This window comes from Aquisalimonas sp. APHAB1-3 (assembly GCF_048323695.1).
Classification (GTDB): Bacteria; Pseudomonadota; Gammaproteobacteria; order Nitrococcales; family Aquisalimonadaceae; genus Aquisalimonas.
Map to the genome: position 1 here is coordinate 1,049,946 of NZ_JBLWFT010000001.1, position 15,551 is coordinate 1,065,496.

The window sequence follows — 15,551 nt, forward strand, 5'->3', positions numbered from 1 at the left end:
CCCTGTTGTTTCCACTGCTCCGGGGTCGGAGCACGTTACGGGCGGGTTCAAGGCACCTCGACCCGTACGACCCGGCCCGGCCGCTCGGGCCCGAGTTCGATCTCTTCGTCGCCGAAGTAGACGCTGACCCGCGTCACGTCGCCGACCAGCACGGAAAACGGTGCCTCACCCTCAAGCACCTGCTCGCCCTCTTCCTGGACCAGCCCGTAGAGCAGCCGCTCGCCGCGGGCGTCCGTCACCTCCATCCATGCCGGCCCGGCAAAATCGAGCACCAGCTCTTCCGGATCGGTCAGCGGTGGCAGCTCGGTTTCCGCGTCGGCTTCTCCGGCCTCCTCGTCCGGCGCGGCGTCGATTGCCGGCGCAGGCTCCGACGACGCCAGATCGGGCTCCACGGCCTCGTCGAGAGACTCTTCGTCGCTCCCCAGCGTCAGGCCATCATCGCTGCCCGCCAGGGGGTCGTCCGCGTCATCGACCGTCGCCGGCGGCTCTTCGGTTCCCAGAGCGAGCGGCTCATCGGCGGCCAGCTCATCGGCCAGCGTGTCGGGGTCGAGCATCGCGGCCGGGGCATCATCCGCTGCGTCTTCATCCGGCGTGGCCTCGACCACCGGTTCGTCCTGGAGCTCCACCGGGTCCGAGTCATCCTCCAGCGCGGCGAGACCGTCGTCGTCGGCCGGGTCGGCGACGTCATCCTCGGCAGTGGCCTCAGGCACCTGGTCGGCGTCCGGCCCGGCCATCTCGGCAGGCGGATCTTCCGAGAGGAAGGGCGCCGTGCGGTCGAGAAACCACCAGCCGGCACCGGCGATTACGGCAAACACCACAACCCCCACACCCGTGAGAGCAAGCAGACGGGGCATCTGCGGCGAGGTGTCCACGGAAGAGCTGACTTTGAGGGTCGGCTCGCCGCCGCCCATGGACACGTCGACACGGCGCATCAACTCCTCACTGTCGAGCTCCAGCAGACCCGCATACGCCCGGATGTATCCCCGCACGAACGGCCCGGGCGGCAGGTTGTCCCAGTTCTCCGCTTCCAGATCCTCGATGGTCTGCACGGAGAGGTGCAGCGCCGTTGCCACATCCCCCGTTGTCATGCCCTTTTCGGAGCGAGCGGCCCACAGTTCCACCCCGGGCCCCGTTACGGCGCTGCCGACGCCTTCCTGTTCTTCGTTATCATTATCAGTCATGGCGATCCATCCGGCGCAGTGCCTGCGCCTCATCCGAGTCGGGAAAATCGGAGCGCAGTCTCAGCGCGTAGCTGGCTGCCTCATCGTTGTTATCAAGCGCATCCTCGATACGCACACCCAGCCAGAGCGTCGCCGCGTTCTGGCTCCGTTGCTCCATCAGACGCTGGTAGTAACCCCGTGCAGACAGGTAGTCACCGTTCTCATACCGGAGTTCGGCCAGGTGCCGCAGGGCTGGCGCGAAACGGGATTCGTGCTGCAGGGCACGCCGCAGATACTCCTCCGCCTCGTCCGGACGGTCGTCGCGCATCGCACATAGCCCGGCATTGGCCAGCGCCACGTGGCGCCGCTGGTAGAGCGAGTCGTCAATGGCGTACTGGAACTGCTGGCCAGCCTCGTCGTAGCGCCCCTGGCTGCACAGGAACCGGCCGTAATTGTTGCGCACCGATGACTGCTCGTCGTCCAGACGCAGCGAGCGGCGGAAATGGTGATCCGCATCATCATGGTCGCCGAGGCGTTCGGCGAGCACCGCTTTCGCCGCATGGGCTTCCGGGTTGCGCCGGTCCTGTTCCAGCGCCTTTTCCAGGGATTCACTGGCCTGATTGAGGTTGCCCTGCTGCATGTAATTGATGCCGAGCTGCGTATTGATGCTCGACGCTTCCCGGCCCTGCTGCCCGCCGGCGCAGCCCACGACCACCAACACCACGAACACCAGACTCACACGCAGGAATCGCATCATGGCTGGGTCGCCTGCTCCCGCTCGGCCCGTTTCTGCCGTCGCCGCGTGCGATCGGCCACCTTGCCGACCAACTGGCCGCAGGCACCGTCGATGTCGTCACCGCGGGTCTTGCGGGTAGTGGAGACGAGCCCGGCATTGCTCAGAATGTTGCTGAACGCCCGGATCCGCTCATCGCTGGAGCGCTCATAGGGTGCCTCCGGAAACGGATTGAACGGAATCAGGTTCACCTTGGACGGAATGCCTTTCAGCAGCCGGGCGAGCTGACGCGCATGGTCGTCGGAGTCGTTCACCCCGTCGAGCATGACGTACTCCCAGGTGATGCTCCGATGCGGCTTGTCGGCGATGTAGCGGCGGCAGGCCGCCAGCAAATCCGCGATGGGGTGCTTCTTGTTGATCGGCACCAGCTCGTCGCGCAGCGCGTCGTTGGGCGCATGCAGTGACACGGCCAGGCTGATGTCACTCACTTCCGTGAGCTTGTCCAGATACGGTATGACGCCGGAGGTACTCAGAGTGACGCGCCGTTTGGAGAGACCGTAGGCGTGGTCGTCCTTCATGAGCTCCGAGGCGGGCACGACGTTCTTGAAGTTGAGCAGAGGCTCGCCCATGCCCATGAACACCACGTTGGTCACCTGCCGCCCGGTGCCCTCCTTCTCGAGCATGCGCCAGACATACCACAGCTGGCCGATGATCTCGGCCGTGGAGAGGTTGCGATTGAAGCCCTGATACCCAGTGGAGCAGAAAGTGCATTCCAGGGCGCACCCAACCTGGGAGGAAATGCACAGGGTCTCGCGGCTCTTCTCCGGGATCAGAACCGCCTCGATGGCGTTGGAGCCGTCGAGCTGCAGAAGCCACTTGCGGGTACCGTCCGTAGACTCCTGGTCCATGACCGGCTCGGGCACCCGCACCTCGGCCATCTCCGCAAGCTTGGCACGCAGTGACTTGCTGAGGTCGGTCATGTCGTCGAAGTTGGTCACGCCGCGGGCGTGGACCCATTTGAGAATCTGGGACGCGCGAAAGGGCTTCTCGCCCATCTCGGCGAAAAGCCCTTCGAGCCCCTTGCGGTCGAGGCCCAGGAGATTCAGCTTCTCCGGGGCCTGGCCCGTTTTCGCGCCGTTCTCGGCGACAACCTTAACGGGAACAGATTTCATCGGCCTTGAAGAAATACTCGATCTCCTGCGCCGCCGTTTCCGGTGCATCGGAACCGTGCGCCGCGTTGGCGTCAATGCTCTCGGCGTAGTCGTGCCGGATGGTGCCGGCCAACGCTTCCTTGGGGTTGGTCGCCCCCATGATGTCGCGATTCTTGCGGATGGCGTCCTCGCCCTCGAGCACCTGCACCATCACGGGCCCGGAAATCATGAAGCCGACCAGATCGTTGAAGAACGGGCGGTCCTTGTGTACTGCATAGAACCCCTCCGCCTGCTCCCGGCTCATGTGAACCATGCGGGCAGCAACGATTTTCAGACCGGCTTTCTCGAACCGGGTGTACAGCTCACCGATGACGTTCTTGGCGACGGCATCCGGCTTGATGATGGAAAGGGTACGTTCAACGGCCATCCGGTTACTCCGTAACTTAGTTGATTTGTCCGAGGACAACTGTGGACTGGATCATAAACAGGAACGTCTCCGGCATCCCCGATCAGACCGGGGCGCCGAGAGAATTCGCAAGGCGCGCTAGTGTACCGCCTGCGCAGGTAGGCGGCAATTTGCAGGCAATCCGGTAACGCCTTTCCCCGCTGCCGCGGCGATCAGGCGCTCAGACCGTGAAGCTCTCTCCGCAGCCGCACATGTCCTTGACATTGGGGTTGCGGAAATCGAACCGCTGATTCAGCCCTTCACGCACAAAATCCACCTCCGTTCCTTCCAGGAACGGCAGACTCTTGCGGCTGATGACGATGCGGATCCCGTGCTGCTCGAAGGTCACGTCGTTGTCGTTGACGCCTTCGGCATAGTCGACGGTGTACATGAACCCGGAGCACCCGCTGGTGCGAACACCAAGACGCACACTGTGGTCATGGCCTTCCTTTGCGGCGTGCGCTTTGACATGCCGGGCAGCGGCTTCGGTCAGTTGGATCGCCATTGCGTGCTACCTCCAGATCAAGTTTGCCGTTCCAGATCCGCCAGCGCCCGCCGGAAAGCGTCCTCCACGACGAGCACATCGGACACGGCCTGGGCCGGAAGTTCCAGCGCCTCGCAGATACCCGGCGCCGTCCAGCCTGCCGCGCTGCCGGGTGTGCTCCCGAACACGGCTTCCGACAGCCAGCTGGCCGCCGCGATGGCCTCGGGTGGCCCGAGGCAGAGCCACGCCACCGGACCCAACCGAAGATCCGAGGTGGCGGCAATCTGGAACTCCACTTCAATTCCTGATTGTACATGACCCGCGCAACCCCTGCCGATCAGCCCGGTCGCGGCATCCAGCCGCCCGGCGTTACGCGGCGCCTCGAAATGCGCCCGGGCCAGTTCCGGCAACGGCATCATCTGCTCTCCTTTGACGCGCCAGCGGGCTGCGGGTTCCGCCGATACAGCGCGTCCAGCGACTGCCCGTCGCGGTAGCGCGGCCACGCGGGCGACAGGGCGCGGAGCCGCTGGATGGATGCCCCCACGCGGGCCACTGCGGCATCCACCGATTCTCGGGTGCTCCAGCGGCCCAGGCTGAACCGCAGCGTGCTGTGTGCGAGCGCGTCGGGAACCCCCATGGCGCGCAGTACGTGTGAGGCAGCCTGGTCGGAAGAGCTGCAGGCGGACCCCGCCGAGATGCCCAGCCCGTCCAGATCCGCCTGCAGCGCATCGCCGTTGACGCAGCCAATGCTCACGTTGAGTACGTGGGGGCTGCCGTTCGCCTGACCGTTGACCTGAACCGCCCCCAGGTCCACCAGCTGCTCGCGCAGATGATCCCGCAGACCGCGCAACCGGGCCGGCTCGTGCTCCATGTCCGCCATGGTCAGCGCGCACGCCTCGCCCATGCCGGCGATCAGATGCGGCGCCAGGGTGCCGGGCCGCACTCCGTCCTGCTGTCCGCCGCCGTGGAACAGCGGCGACAATCGCACTCGCGGTCGCCGCCGCACCCACAACGCACCCACGCCTTTGGGGCCGTAGATCTTGTGGCCCGACAGCGCGAGCAGATCGATGCCCCAGGCATCGGCGCACAGTGGCAATCGGCCGGCGCTCTGCGCTGCATCCACATGGAAACGGGCGGGGTGTTGCCGAAGGCGTTCGCCGATGGCGGCAATGTCGTTCACGGCACCGGTTTCGTTGTTCACGTGCATCAGGGAGACCAGCACGGTGTCGTCCCGCAGCGCCTCCCCCACCTGCTCCACGGTTACGGCGCCATCGGGGCCCGGTGGCAACAGCGTGACCTCCATGCCTTCCCGTTCGAGCTGCTCCAGCGCACCCAGCACCGCGGCATGCTCGGTGCGCGCCGAAATCACGTGGTTACCCCGGCCGCGCTCCCGGGCGAAACGGCCGACGCCGAGAACCGCCAGGTTGTCGGATTCGGTGGCGCCGGAGGTCCAGACCACCCCGTCCGCCGGCGCCCCAATCAGCGCCCCCACCTGGCCGGCGGCGGCGTCGATCAGGTGCGCGGCGTCCACGCCCCAGCGGTGCCGGGACGACGGATTGCCGAACACCCCGTCGATCTGCAGGCAAGCCGCCATACGCGCCGCCACCTCCGGCGCCACCGGCGTGGTTGCGGCGTAGTCCAGATAGAGCAGTTCGGCGTCACCGGGCACTGTCGTCATCGCCCCCCGACTCCGCGGCCTCCTCCTTCGACACGTCCGGGCCGCCGTTGCCGTTCTCGAACCGGCTGCAGTCCAGATCGGGAATGCGCGCATCCGGGAGCCTCCCACCCAGATCGCGGACGGCCTGACACATCTCCACCAGACGCTCGTCGGTCACGTGGATGTGGTCCAGGATCGAGTTGATCGCCTGGCTGACCGGGTCAGGCATGTCCGTGGTGCCGTAGGCGTCGAAACCGATCTTGCGCGCCGTGGCCTCACGCTGGGGCGTTTTCTCGGCCCGCTGTCCGGCGACACGGGCGGGAATCCCGACCATGGTGGCACCCTCCGGCACGTCCTTGATGACAACGGCATTGGACCCCACCCGCGCCCCGGTGGACACGGTGACGGGCCCCAGCACCTTGGCCCCGGCCCCGACCACCACGTCGCTCTCCAGCGTGGGATGCCGTTTCCCCCGTTCCAGGCTGGTACCACCCAAGGTAACGCCATGATAAAGGGTGCAGTCATCGCCGATCTCGGCGGTCTCACCAATGACCACGCCCATGCCGTGGTCGATGAAGAAACGCCGGCCTATCCGCGCCCCCGGGTGAATCTCGACGCCGGTGGTCCAGCGGGCGAACAGGGAGATGAACCGCGCCAGCCAGTACAGCCGCCAGTTCCACAGACGGTGGCAGAAGCGGTGCCACAGCAGGGCGTGCAGCCCGGGGTAGCAGGTCAGCACGTCGAACGCGTTGCGGGCCGCTGGGTCACGGTCCCTGACGCACCGGATATCCTCTCGAATACGATTGAACATTGGGGTGTCCTTGTCCGGAAAGGCAGGCTTCAGGCTCGATGCAGGCTGCGGGCAATACTCAGTCGCAGCAGCGACAACAGCAGCAACAGTGGCGTTGGCAACAGAGCCTGTGGGGGTGTCCGGTCATGGTGGCTTCATGTTAGCGAACTCGGCGCCAGACGCACAATCGTCCGATTCACTCACCGCGCCGCCGACGCAAAGTACCGTCCAGCCCTTTCTCCACGTGGGCAAGAACGCCTCTGAGAATCTGCATCTCGTTGTGGTCGGGACGCGCACGCCCGAAGAACAGCCGCAACCGCCGCATAAGCGCCCTCGGGTTGGCAGGATCGAGAAAATCGATCCGCTGCAGCACCCGCTCCAGGTGCGCATAGAAGCGCTCCATGTCATCGGCGGTCGCCGGTGGCCACTCCGAGGTGGGCTGTTCCGGCGCGACATCGGCCAGCCCCGCCATTCTCAACTCGTAGGCCATGACCTGCACCGATGCAGCGATGTTCAGCGAACTGTAGTCGGGATTCGCGGGAATCTGGACCAGGCGGTGACAGCGATCCAGCTCCTCGTTGGTCAGCCCCACCCGCTCGCGCCCGAACAGAACCGCCACGGGCCGCTGCTCTGCTTCCGCGATCAGCCGGGGAGCCGACTCCCGCGGCGTCTCCACCGGACACGACAATGTCCGTTGCCGCGCCGACAGGCCCACCACCAGCGTCGTCCCCACCAGTGCGTCGTCCAGGGTCTCGTGCACCTGTGCGCGGTCCAGGATGTCATCGGCTCCCGATGCCATGGCGGTGGCATCCGGGTGCGGAAACTGGCGGGGGGTGACCAGGTGGAGGGCGTCCAGACCCATGGTCTTGATGGCCCGGGCCGCCGCCCCGACGTTCGCCCCCAGCGAGGGCTCCACCAGTACCATACGGACGTGTTCCGGGCGCATCAGGGCTCCTGCTGCTTGCGTGCTTCGGATCGCTTGTTTTCGGGAGTGGCAGTGTACCGCCGTTGCCGCCAGAAGTAAGGCCAAGTTCAACCGGCGGTCCAGACCTGTTATTCTCCCGCTCCACTTCCCAGGTCGACGGACTCAGACACCTCTATGAACCCGATGGTCAACATGGCCGTGCGCGCGGCTCGCAGCGCCGGCAACCTGATTGTTCGCTCCATGGACAGGCTCGACCGCGTCCGCATCGAGTCGAAAGGGCTGAACGACTACGTGAGCGACGTGGACCGGGCGGCCGAACAGGAGATCGTCGGCACCCTGAAACGCGCCTACCCGGATCACGAGTTCCTCGGCGAGGAAGGCGGCAGCCAGGGGCAGTCGGACTACGTCTGGATCATCGACCCGCTGGACGGCACCACCAACTTCATCCACGGTCTGCCCCACTTCGCCGTCTCCATCGCCCTCCGGGTCAAGGGCCGGCTGGAAGCGGGCGTGATCTACGACCCGATCCGCCAGGAGCTGTTCACCACCAGCCGGGGCAACGGCGCCACTCTGGACGATCACAAGATCCGGGTGCGCAGCCACAAGAGCATCGAGGGCAGGCTGATCGGCACCGGCTTTCCGTTCCGGCAGCCACACCACATGGACGCCTACATGGGTCAGTTCCGGGCCGTAGTGGAGCACGCCGGTGACCTGCGCCGGGCGGGCTCGGCCGCCCTGGACCTCGCCTACGTCGCCGCCGGGCGTCTGGACGGCTACTGGGAAATCGGCCTGCAGCCCTGGGACGTGGCGGCCGGTGCACTGCTGGTCCGTGAGGCGGGCGGTGTGGTCGGCGACTTCAACGGCAGCGAACGCTACATGGACAACGGCAATATCGTCGCCGGCAGCCCCAAGCTGTTCCACAATCTTCTCCAGCACGTACGCCCGCACTGCACGCCGGCGCTGCTCAACGGCTGATCCTTTCCGCCCCCGTGTGTCGAAGGTTATGCTGTAACGCATTCGGTCACTCAATTGCGAAGGAAGTCTACCTATGATGCTTCGGGGACTGGCCCTGGCGGGTCTGCTGTTCGGTGCGGAGATCGGTGCAGCCCAGGCGGGTGGCTGGCATGCGGTTGCCTTTATGTATCACCGCTTCGGCGAAGACGACTACCCCTCCACCAGTATTTCCGTTGATGCCTTCGAGGCCCACCTGGACCACCTTGAAGAGGAATACACCATCTGGCCCATGGAGCGGATCGTCGAGCATCTGGAGAATGGCGAATCCGTGCCCGACCGCACCGTGGCTATCACCATCGACGACGCCTACCGGTCCGTCTACGAAAACGCGTTCCCGATCCTGAAGGAACGCGATCTGCCCTACACCGTGTTCGTCGCCACGGAACCGGTGGACGACGGGCTCTCCGGCTATATGACCTGGGACCAGATGCGCGAAATGGAAGAGCACGGCGCGACCTTCGCCAATCACTCCACCACCCATGACTATCTGGTACGCCAGGGCGACGACGAATCCGACGAGGCGTACGCTGAACGCATCCGAGACGACATCAGGAACGCCCAGGACCGCATCGAGGAGGAGCTGGGCGAGCATAACGACATCCCCATGCTGTTCGCCTACCCCTACGGCGAGTACAACCAGACGGTTGCCGACGTCGCCGAGGATCTGGGCTACATCGGCATCGGACAGCACAGCGGCGCCATCGGACCGCACAGCCACCCCATGGCACTGCCGCGCTTCCCGATGGCGGATTCGTTCACGGACCTGGACGACTTCAAGCAGAAAGCGGGCACGAAATCCCTGCCGGTGAAATCCATCGACCCCTGGGACCCGGTTGCAGCCGAGGACAACAACCCGCCGCGGATGGAAGTGACCCTGGCCGATAGCGATGCGCGACTCAACCAGCTCGCCTGCTTTGTGGGCGGCCAGGGCAGCGTCGAAGTGGAATGGGTGGACCGTGACGAGCGGGTGTTCGCCGTGGAAGCGCCCGAGACATTGAACCGGGGCCGTACCCGCTACAACTGCACGGCGCCGTCGCCCGAGCAGGGCCGCTTCTACTGGTTCAGCCAGCAGTGGATCATTCTGCCCGACTGATCCGCTGACAGGGGGCCGTCTCAGACCCCCATATCCTCCAGTGCCTGCCGCGCCCGCCGCCCGGTCTCGTCGTCAGACTGGGCGGCGGTGCGGTAATGCCGGATGGCCTGGTCGCGATTCCCCTGGGCACGTTCCACGTTACCGAGATGGTAATGGGCATCCGCAGTGGGAAGCAGCTCCAGGCTTCTGCGCAGGTCGTCCCTGGCACCATCCAGTGCCCCGCGGTTCTCGCGGACCATGCCACGCCGCAGATGATGGTAGAACCAGCTGTCGTCGCGCTCCAGCGCCCGGCTGTAAGCCGCTTCCGCGTCCTCCATGCGGCCCTTGGTCGCCATGGCATCACCGGCAAGCGCGTGGAAGGTTGCCTCGCCATCCTCCATCTCCAGGGCTTCCCTGGCCTTGGCCAGGGCGGTGTCCGCGTCGCCGTCCCTGAGGGCTCGTCGCCCCTCGTCGTGCGAGGCGTAGGCGGGTTTCAGTTCATTGATGGTTGCAATCCGCTCCTGGTAACGATCGCGGCCCCACTCCCCTTCCGCCCCGAGGCGCTCCAGCGTACGGCGGTTGTTCTCCACGCGCTCCTCGCTGGGCGGATGCGAGGCAAACAGCCCCTGTGCAAACCCGCCACCTCCACGGCCTTCCGACAGGCGGACGAACGTCTCCTGCAGGTCCACGGCAGCCTCGGGGTTGTAGCCGGCACGGTGCATGTAAACCATGCCGTATTCATCTGCCTCGCGCTCCGCATCCCGGGAGTACCGCTGGCTGATGAGCTGCGCACCCAGGCCACCGGCGAGCAGCGCAACGGCGGCATACTCCTGGCGCTCGGTTGCGACGCCGACAGCAATACCACCCGCCATGACCGCGCCCTGGAGCAGGACCTGCTGGGACTGGCGCTGCGCCCCATGGCGTGCAGCCGAGTGCACCACCTCATGCCCCAGCACCGACGCCAGCTCCGCTTCGGAATTCATCTCCGTCAGCAGCCCACGATTGATGGCAATCTTGCCGCCGGGCAGCGCCCAGGCATTGGGAATCGAGCTGTTCAGCACCGTGAACTCGTAGGGCAGATCCCGATCCGCCTCCGCGGCGACACGCTGCCCCACTTCCTGTACGTACTCCAGCAGTTCCCGGTCGAACGTGTAATCACCGCCTTCCATCTGCCGCAGCGGCGCATAGTTCTCCTCGCCGACCTCCAGCTCCCACTCTTCACTGACCAGGCTGAACTGCCGCTCACCGGTCACCGGATTGACGGCACAGCCAGTAACCATGGCAACCGCGAGGAACAGCCCGAGAATCCGATGCCACACGACACGCTCTCCCAGAGAAAACAATGTATGGAGGACCATCTGCCGAATTTCACCACAGATGCGGGCCGCATGCGACGATCATGACCACGCCGGAGGCCGCGGCATGCCGGGGGGGCCTCGCCGAAACGGAGAGCGCCAGGCAGACTTCAGAACGGTCGGCGCACCCGGTGCCCCGTTCGCTGACGCGCCTCGTTGATACGCAGTGCCCGGCCACCGAGTTCATAACCGTTCAGTGCCTCGATGGCGGCCTCCGCTTCCTCTGCATCCATCTGCACGAACCCGAACCCGCGCGGTTTGCCGGAATCACGATCGGCGATGAGCTTCACGGACTGCACTGTGCCGTGCGCCTCGAACAGAGAGCGGATATCGTCCTCAGTCGAACTGAACGGCAGATTGCCCACATAGATTGTCTTGTGCACGCTGTATGCTCCGAACTGCCCATCCCACGATGGGGTTGGGCTCGGCCGGCGGCCCCGCACGGCCAATCCCCGGCCCTCCTCCTGGCAACCGGGCTCCCCTGGACACCTTGGGCGCCACCGCTGGCATGACGCGTCGACGCCCTCTCCGCCGCCCGGCGACAGGCGACTTTCACGGCAACCATGAAGAATTAATGGTCCAGCTTTGCGCAGCCGTCAAGACAGTCGCCACAGGGATCAGCGCCGGCCGCCACTGCTGCACGATTAAGGCAACCGTGAATCACTTGTTTCGCAGGGCCTGCGCGGGCATTATCGGCGCCATCCGTACCGGCGCTCGAATGCCAGACATTCGTCGCGCAGGTAATTGTTGACCGAATCACAGAGGAGTTGGGACGCGTGGCCACTTGGGAAATGATTCTGGCGGGAATCGTCGCCGTGCTCGTCACCATGTGGTTCATGCCCGGTATCCGGGAGAGCATGAAGCGGAACAAGGAGAATGCCGATCAGCCAAAGGACTGGCGAGGCCTGCTGTTTCCCCTGCTGTTCGTGGTGCTGTTCGTGCTGCTGCTGATCAGCATGGTGTAACCACAACGAGAACGGCCCGCCGAAACGGGCCGTCAGTAGGACTCGACGCGCGGTGCGATCAGGAGCGCGAGTCCGATCCCCGGGCATCGTCTGCGCCGATCAGGGTACTGACGTTACGCCCCTTCTCCGGCAGGAACCCCCACTCCACCAAGCGTTCTTCAGTGGAATTGTCGAAACGCTGCTGCCCCACCGCGCGCTGATCGGTCTGCAGAACGCGCTCCACCGGCTGGCGCTTGAAGCCCCACTCCACCAGCAGAGCTTCCGTGCGACTTTCTGGCTCGGCGGGCTCGGTCCGAACGATGTTGGTGGACTGCACCGGCTCCGGCATGAAGCCCCAGTCAATCAACCGCTGCTCCACCGTCGTGCTGCCGGCAAATGCGGCCTGCGATGCGAACAGTGCGGCGACGCCTACAAGAATCTTCGTTTTCATGATCAACCTCCGAGTTGCGGACTGACTAATGTGAACCGATCTGTCTTTACTCTACAAAAGTCAGACCGGTCTGTCTACACCTAGAGCACAAATGGCCTCTGCGGGTAAGTCGGGATCCTTTACGAAGAAGGCCCGCGTTGAGCAGCTGCTCAACGCGGGCCTTTCTACAGGGAGACCGATGGTGGTTTCAGTCCGACTCGCCGACCGCCTTCGCGATGATGGTGTTGGCTGCGGCGCGAGCATCCTCGACCAGCGAATGATCGCCCGTGACCTGCACCATGACCGTCACCCCTTCGATCAGCAGCACGAGCTGGCGGGCGACATCGGTGGGGTGCCGGAGTCCCGCCTCCTCGGCGAGGCGGGCCACATACTCGATACGGAACTGCTTGTGCTCGGCGGCGGCCTGATGGATGGGGTGATCGTGCTGGGGGTACTGCACCGCCAGGTTGATTGACGGGCATCCCCAGAACTCCTCCTGGTGAGCCCAGCGGTCCATGAAACTGAACAGAGCCTCCAGCCGCTCCCGGGCCGTGAGTCCATCCTCGTTCACCGCTTCTTCAAACTGATTGCGCACTCGCTCGTGGAAACGCTCGCAGGCGGCCAGCACCAGATTATCCTTTGAGCCAAAGTGCTTGTAGAGCGTCATCTTGGCAACGCCTGCCTCGGCGAGCACCTTGTCGATGCCAGTGGTATGACAGCCGTTGCGGTAGAAGAGGTCTGTCGCCGTCTCCAGCAACTGATCGCGTCGCGAACCGGCACGGTTATCGGTCGAGGTCATGGGCCTGGTCTCCTCGGAGCACGGTATTGACGGGTGCGCGCTGTGGTGCGCCCCATTCTCGTTATTACACTGTTACAAGTATACTGGGCTGTCTACGAGAATGCGAACGGCGTCACGAAACGCCCTGTGGCGACTGAGTCGGCAGGTGGGTCAATGGCGGAAATGCACGAACAGCCGCCCCGGGTTCTTCGTGTCCTTTTCGACCCGGTGGTACTGCTCGCGGATATGCGGCTGCTCGAGAAACTTGAGTACACGCTTCTTCAGCTGTCCCTTACCTCGCCCGTGGATAATCTCCACCATGGGCAGGCGCTTGTCGACCGCCTGCGCAAAGGCGTCGGTCAGAGCCGCGTCGATCTGGCGGCCACGGTTGAAGATGTCGTGGAGATCAACCTTGAGTCGTGCCATGGGTCTCCGCTGGTCAGCTCTGCATCATGCGCTCCAGCAGCGCATCCGGGGTTGTATCGACCTTGAGCATGTTCCGATGCCAGGGTCGGATCAACTCCTCGTCGACGCAATGATCCAGGAATGCCAGCAGCTGATCGTAGTAACCATGAGCATTGAGAAGACCGACAGGTTTCACATGAATCCGCAGCTGACTCCAGGTGAGAATCTCGAACAACTCCTCCAGCGTTCCCAGTCCACCCGGCATGGCGATGAACGCATCGGCCCGCTCGGCCATGATGGTCTTGCGCTCGTGCATCGTGTCGACCTGGATGAGTTCCGTGAGCCCGGTATGGGCCACCTCCTGCTCCTCCACCACTGTCGGAATGACCCCGGTCACCTGCCCGTCCGCCGCCAACGTCGCCTCGGCAACCTCGCCCATCAGGCCGATACTCGCGCCGCCGTAGACGAGCCCCAGGCCGCGACGGGCCAGGGTGGTCCCCATGGCGCGCGCAGTCTCGACATAGCGCTGGCCTCGCCCGGGGCTGGAACCGCAGTAAACACACACCTGTTTCATCACCACTCCCTATCAACGCCGAATGATGCATACTTCCATGGAAACGACGGATGACATCACCCACCCGAATCGCGAAGGAGAGATCATGCGCCCCCGGACCCTTGCCCGTCACGCACCCGCACCCGCACTGGCCATGGCGCTCGGCCTGTCAGCGGTCGCGGTCGCGGCACCTGCCGAGAGCCAGGATCGTTTCTATCTCGGCATGGATGCCATGAACTGGTCATACGACGAAGAAGCGGGCCGTGATTTCTCGTCGCTCGGCGTGCGGGGCCGCCTGGGCATTCGCCTGAATCCGACCTTCTCCTTCGAGGCGCACCTTGGCGGAACCGGCACGGACCGCTCCGGCAGTGAGCGCCGTGAGCTGGATTTTCTCTACGCCGGGCTGATCCGGGGTGATCTCGGCATTACCCGTTACACCTCCCTCTACGGCGTCATGGGCGCGGCGGGCATAGAGATGAGCGGCCGGGATGCCGACGACAACAGCGTGAGCGTCCGGGAGTCCGGCGTCAGCCTTGGCATTGGCCTGGATTTCAATCTGTCGCCGGGCGCGTCGCTGAACATCGACTACATGCGCTACATCGACTCCAGCGACATCGACTTCTCGGCCATCAGTGCCGGCGCACGCTGGACATTCTGAACCGGCCGCCACCGGGGGCGCAGGCCGCTCAGGGGCGCGCCCCCTCCTCGCCTTCCTCTTCCTGATCCTCGCCCTCCTTGGCCGGCGGCTGCAGGTCATACTTGGTAACGCCCATGGCGAGCGCCGATGCGCTTGCCACGAAGATCGAGGAGTAGGTCCCGACCAGGACGCCAAGCAGCAGGGTAAAGGCAAAGCCGGAGATCACCTCGCCGCCGACGAAGTAAAGCGAAAGCACCACCAGCAGGGTGGTGAACGATGTCACCAATGTGCGGGACAGGGTCTGGTTGATGGCCGCATTCATCACTTCCTCGGTGCCGCCCTTGCGCATGCGCAGGAAGTTTTCGCGTATTCGGTCGAATACGACAATGGTGTCGTTCAGGGAGTAACCGATGACGGCAAGCAACGCTGCAAGGACCGTAAGGTCGAACGTGATCTGGAACAGAGACAGGATCCCCACCACGAGGGTAATGTCGTGGACCAGCGCAGCCACTGACCCCGCCGCAAACCGGTACTCGAAACGGAACGCCACGTAGAGCAGAATACAGCCGAGCGCGCCCAGCATCGCCAGCGCACCCTGCTCGGTCAGCTCCTCGCCCACCTGCGGCCCCACGAACTCCACCCTGCGAAGCTCCACTTCGGGAAACCGCTCTTCCAGAGTGTCGAGCACACGGTTGCTCAGTGCATCCGCGTCCTCTTCATCCCGCGGTCCGAGCCGGATCATGACATCCCGGGCAGTGCCGAAATGCTGCACCACCGCTTCCTCGTACCCGCCTTCGTCCATGGTGCGGCGGACCTCGGTGAGGTCGACGGCATCCTGGAAGCCCACCTCCACGACCGTGCCGCCAGTGAAGTCGATGCCGAAGTTCAGCCCGCGTATCGCAATGATCGCCACGGCCAGAGTGAGCATGATCAAGGACGCCAGGCCCGCCCAGCGGCGCCGGCTCATGAAATCCAGATTGGGCGTTTTATTGAAAAGCCACATGGTTTTGCGTCCCTT

20 protein-coding genes are annotated in these 15,551 nt (G+C 64.6%); 4 read left to right on the forward strand and 16 right to left on the reverse strand.

The window, feature by feature from the left end; translation table 11 throughout:
* Positions 1 to 47: 47 nt before the first annotated feature.
* The 9 genes from ACNSTU_RS04940 to ACNSTU_RS04980 form a co-directional block, all read right to left on the reverse strand.
* Positions 48 to 1,181, reverse strand: coding sequence for a helix-turn-helix domain-containing protein (locus ACNSTU_RS04940; RefSeq protein WP_418212139.1), 1,134 nt, complete (start codon positions 1,179 to 1,181; stop codon positions 48 to 50).
* On the reverse strand, positions 1,174 to 1,917 hold the full coding sequence (gene pilW, locus ACNSTU_RS04945; RefSeq protein WP_290634641.1) for a type IV pilus biogenesis/stability protein PilW: 744 nt from the start codon (positions 1,915 to 1,917) through the stop codon (positions 1,174 to 1,176). The genes ACNSTU_RS04940 and pilW overlap by 8 nt, the downstream gene beginning before the upstream one ends.
* On the reverse strand, positions 1,914 to 2,999 hold the full coding sequence (rlmN, locus tag ACNSTU_RS04950) for a 23S rRNA (adenine(2503)-C(2))-methyltransferase RlmN (protein WP_418212158.1): 1,086 nt from the start codon (positions 2,997 to 2,999) through the stop codon (positions 1,914 to 1,916). The genes pilW and rlmN overlap by 4 nt, the downstream gene beginning before the upstream one ends.
* 46 nt (positions 3,000 to 3,045) lie before the next feature.
* Positions 3,046 to 3,471 (reverse strand): nucleoside-diphosphate kinase, encoded by a 426-nt coding sequence (gene ndk / locus ACNSTU_RS04955; RefSeq protein WP_290634637.1) that lies wholly within the window; start codon positions 3,469 to 3,471, stop codon positions 3,046 to 3,048.
* 199 nt (positions 3,472 to 3,670) lie between these two features.
* Entirely contained in the window at positions 3,671 to 3,994 is a 324-nt protein-coding gene (locus tag ACNSTU_RS04960; protein ID WP_290634635.1) for a HesB/IscA family protein, read from the reverse strand.
* 17 nt (positions 3,995 to 4,011) lie between these two features.
* The gene (locus ACNSTU_RS04965) at positions 4,012 to 4,392 is read right to left on the reverse strand and encodes an iron-sulfur cluster assembly scaffold protein (RefSeq protein WP_290634633.1); all 381 of its coding nucleotides are present in this window, start codon (positions 4,390 to 4,392) and stop codon (positions 4,012 to 4,014) included.
* Positions 4,389 to 5,651 (reverse strand): cysteine desulfurase family protein, encoded by a 1,263-nt coding sequence (locus ACNSTU_RS04970; protein WP_290637410.1) that lies wholly within the window; start codon positions 5,649 to 5,651, stop codon positions 4,389 to 4,391. Before ACNSTU_RS04970 ends, ACNSTU_RS04965 begins: the two co-directional genes overlap by 4 nt.
* A complete protein-coding gene (gene cysE, locus ACNSTU_RS04975; protein ID WP_290634629.1) occupies positions 5,632 to 6,441 on the reverse strand; it encodes a serine O-acetyltransferase in 810 nt (269 codons plus the stop codon). The genes ACNSTU_RS04970 and cysE overlap by 20 nt, the downstream gene beginning before the upstream one ends.
* Positions 6,442 to 6,616: 175 nt before the next feature.
* A complete protein-coding gene (locus ACNSTU_RS04980) occupies positions 6,617 to 7,366 on the reverse strand; it encodes an RNA methyltransferase (RefSeq protein ID WP_290634627.1) in 750 nt (249 codons plus the stop codon).
* A gap of 153 nt (positions 7,367 to 7,519) precedes the next feature.
* Between ACNSTU_RS04980 and ACNSTU_RS04985 the strand changes: the two genes are divergently transcribed.
* Together ACNSTU_RS04985 and ACNSTU_RS04990 are read left to right on the forward strand one after the other, a co-directional pair.
* Positions 7,520 to 8,320, forward strand: coding sequence for an inositol monophosphatase family protein (locus ACNSTU_RS04985; protein ID WP_418212140.1), 801 nt, complete (start codon positions 7,520 to 7,522; stop codon positions 8,318 to 8,320).
* Between the two features lie 73 nt (positions 8,321 to 8,393).
* A complete protein-coding gene (locus ACNSTU_RS04990) occupies positions 8,394 to 9,452 on the forward strand; it encodes a polysaccharide deacetylase family protein (RefSeq protein WP_418212141.1) in 1,059 nt (352 codons plus the stop codon).
* Positions 9,453 to 9,472: 20 nt separating this feature from the next.
* On the opposite strand, the gene ACNSTU_RS04995 is transcribed toward ACNSTU_RS04990, so the two are convergent.
* Together ACNSTU_RS04995 and ACNSTU_RS05000 are read right to left on the reverse strand one after the other, a co-directional pair.
* Complete coding sequence (locus ACNSTU_RS04995) at positions 9,473 to 10,750, reverse strand: M48 family metallopeptidase (RefSeq protein ID WP_290634621.1); 1,278 nt, start codon at positions 10,748 to 10,750, stop codon at positions 9,473 to 9,475.
* Positions 10,751 to 10,896: 146 nt separating this feature from the next.
* Positions 10,897 to 11,169, reverse strand: coding sequence for an RNA recognition motif domain-containing protein (locus tag ACNSTU_RS05000; RefSeq protein WP_290634619.1), 273 nt, complete (start codon positions 11,167 to 11,169; stop codon positions 10,897 to 10,899).
* A 393-nt stretch (positions 11,170 to 11,562) separates the two neighbouring features.
* Between ACNSTU_RS05000 and ACNSTU_RS05005 the strand changes: the two genes are divergently transcribed.
* A complete protein-coding gene (locus ACNSTU_RS05005; RefSeq protein ID WP_290634617.1) occupies positions 11,563 to 11,751 on the forward strand; it encodes a hypothetical protein in 189 nt (62 codons plus the stop codon).
* Positions 11,752 to 11,809: 58 nt separating this feature from the next.
* On the opposite strand, the gene ACNSTU_RS05010 is transcribed toward ACNSTU_RS05005, so the two are convergent.
* From ACNSTU_RS05010 to ACNSTU_RS05025, 4 genes are all read right to left on the reverse strand, one after another.
* Positions 11,810 to 12,181, reverse strand: a complete 372-nt coding sequence (locus tag ACNSTU_RS05010) for a hypothetical protein (protein WP_290634616.1) — start codon at positions 12,179 to 12,181, stop codon at positions 11,810 to 11,812.
* Between the two features lie 187 nt (positions 12,182 to 12,368).
* Positions 12,369 to 12,959 carry a TetR/AcrR family transcriptional regulator gene (locus tag ACNSTU_RS05015; RefSeq protein WP_290634614.1) on the reverse strand — a complete coding sequence of 197 codons (591 nt, stop codon included), beginning with the start codon at positions 12,957 to 12,959 and terminating at the stop codon, positions 12,369 to 12,371.
* 150 nt (positions 12,960 to 13,109) lie between these two features.
* The gene (locus tag ACNSTU_RS05020) at positions 13,110 to 13,364 is read right to left on the reverse strand and encodes a Smr/MutS family protein (protein WP_290634612.1); all 255 of its coding nucleotides are present in this window, start codon (positions 13,362 to 13,364) and stop codon (positions 13,110 to 13,112) included.
* A gap of 13 nt (positions 13,365 to 13,377) precedes the next feature.
* Positions 13,378 to 13,917 (reverse strand): TIGR00730 family Rossman fold protein, encoded by a 540-nt coding sequence (locus ACNSTU_RS05025; RefSeq protein ID WP_290634610.1) that lies wholly within the window; start codon positions 13,915 to 13,917, stop codon positions 13,378 to 13,380.
* Between the two features lie 37 nt (positions 13,918 to 13,954).
* Here ACNSTU_RS05025 and ACNSTU_RS05030 point away from each other — a divergent pair, with 37 nt between their 5' ends.
* Complete coding sequence (locus ACNSTU_RS05030; RefSeq protein ID WP_290634607.1) at positions 13,955 to 14,554, forward strand: porin family protein; 600 nt, start codon at positions 13,955 to 13,957, stop codon at positions 14,552 to 14,554.
* Between the two features lie 28 nt (positions 14,555 to 14,582).
* Here the strand turns inward: ACNSTU_RS05030 and secF are convergent, their stop codons facing one another.
* Positions 14,583 to 15,536, reverse strand: a complete 954-nt coding sequence (gene secF, locus ACNSTU_RS05035; RefSeq protein WP_290634605.1) for a protein translocase subunit SecF — start codon at positions 15,534 to 15,536, stop codon at positions 14,583 to 14,585.
* Positions 15,537 to 15,551: the final 15 nt, after the last annotated feature.

Coding starts and splice junctions, on each gene's coding strand:
- ACNSTU_RS05025 (WP_290634610.1), bottom strand. CDS start 13,917: ATGAAACAGGTGTGTGTTTACTGCGGTTCCAGCCCCGGGCGAGGCCAG.
- ACNSTU_RS04940 (WP_418212139.1), bottom strand. CDS start 1,181: ATGACTGATAATGATAACGAAGAACAGGAAGGCGTCGGCAGCGCCGTA.
- ACNSTU_RS05030 (WP_290634607.1), top strand. CDS start 13,955: ATGGAAACGACGGATGACATCACCCACCCGAATCGCGAAGGAGAGATC.
- ACNSTU_RS04990 (WP_418212141.1), top strand. CDS start 8,394: ATGATGCTTCGGGGACTGGCCCTGGCGGGTCTGCTGTTCGGTGCGGAG.
- ACNSTU_RS04965 (WP_290634633.1), bottom strand. CDS start 4,392: ATGATGCCGTTGCCGGAACTGGCCCGGGCGCATTTCGAGGCGCCGCGT.
- cysE (WP_290634629.1), bottom strand. CDS start 6,441: ATGTTCAATCGTATTCGAGAGGATATCCGGTGCGTCAGGGACCGTGAC.
- pilW (WP_290634641.1), bottom strand. CDS start 1,917: ATGATGCGATTCCTGCGTGTGAGTCTGGTGTTCGTGGTGTTGGTGGTC.
- ACNSTU_RS04980 (WP_290634627.1), bottom strand. CDS start 7,366: ATGCGCCCGGAACACGTCCGTATGGTACTGGTGGAGCCCTCGCTGGGG.
- ACNSTU_RS04970 (WP_290637410.1), bottom strand. CDS start 5,651: ATGACGACAGTGCCCGGTGACGCCGAACTGCTCTATCTGGACTACGCC.
- ndk (WP_290634637.1), bottom strand. CDS start 3,471: ATGGCCGTTGAACGTACCCTTTCCATCATCAAGCCGGATGCCGTCGCC.
- ACNSTU_RS05020 (WP_290634612.1), bottom strand. CDS start 13,364: ATGGCACGACTCAAGGTTGATCTCCACGACATCTTCAACCGTGGCCGC.
- ACNSTU_RS04960 (WP_290634635.1), bottom strand. CDS start 3,994: ATGGCGATCCAACTGACCGAAGCCGCTGCCCGGCATGTCAAAGCGCAC.
- secF (WP_290634605.1), bottom strand. CDS start 15,536: ATGTGGCTTTTCAATAAAACGCCCAATCTGGATTTCATGAGCCGGCGC.
- ACNSTU_RS05010 (WP_290634616.1), bottom strand. CDS start 12,181: ATGAAAACGAAGATTCTTGTAGGCGTCGCCGCACTGTTCGCATCGCAG.
- ACNSTU_RS05015 (WP_290634614.1), bottom strand. CDS start 12,959: ATGACCTCGACCGATAACCGTGCCGGTTCGCGACGCGATCAGTTGCTG.
- ACNSTU_RS04985 (WP_418212140.1), top strand. CDS start 7,520: ATGAACCCGATGGTCAACATGGCCGTGCGCGCGGCTCGCAGCGCCGGC.